This window comes from Zoogloea sp. (assembly GCF_023150065.1).
Classification (GTDB): Bacteria; Pseudomonadota; Gammaproteobacteria; order Burkholderiales; family Rhodocyclaceae; genus Zoogloea.
This window is the reverse complement of record NZ_JAKLLN010000083.1, coordinates 248-892: the sequence shown is the minus strand read 5'-3', so window position 1 is coordinate 892 and position 645 is coordinate 248. Positions and strand designations below refer to the sequence as shown.

Annotated in this window: 1 protein-coding gene; it reads right to left on the bottom strand. The window is 71.0% G+C overall.

The features are described from left to right. Positions 1-105: 105 nt before the first annotated feature. Positions 106-645 (bottom strand): DUF5672 family protein (locus tag L6Q67_RS23530; RefSeq protein ID WP_296575946.1); only part of this gene is annotated, 540 nt, incomplete at its 5' end.

Sequence of the window (645 nt, the reverse complement as noted above, 5' to 3'; positions counted from 1 at the left end):
GGTTCGATGTTCGCGTCGTCCCTCGGCACCGTGGCGTTCACGGTGCTGCTGGCGGTGTGTGCCGCCGGGGCGCAGCCGGCTACGCCGGCGCGGGGCTGAGGGCTGTCAGCGCAGGCGGCGCAGGGCCAGCCGGCAGCGCAGCTTGAAGGTGTCGAGGCGCTGCTTGAAGTTGCCGCTGGCGCGCACGTCGAGGATCCGCCGGGCCGATTCGTGGCGTCCGGCGCGGATCAGGTTCTTCAGCAGCCGCCGGCCCGGCATCGACAGCAGCACGCTGCGTTCGGCCCCGGCCAGCCAGGCCTGCAGTTCGGCGTCCGGCATCGCCAGGTGGAAGTTGAAGAAGCCGTGGAAGCCGAAGGTCGAGCCCTTGGGCGGGGTGAGCTCGAAGGCGAAGCGGCTGGCCACATCAACGGGCGCGAAGCGGATGCCGTGCCGCGCCACCAGCAGGTCGTGGTAGTCGAGGCAGATCACGTGGTCTTCGGGCTGGGTCTCGCGGATGTCGGCGTCCTGCAGCGCGTCGATCAGCCGGCGCGAGCGCAGCGAGAAGCCGCCGTTGCCCACCGGCTGGCTGCGGTGGGGCCAGGGTGCGCCGATGTAGTCGTAGTCGAGAAAGGCCGCGTCCCAGGCCTGCGGGTCGACGATGAAGCT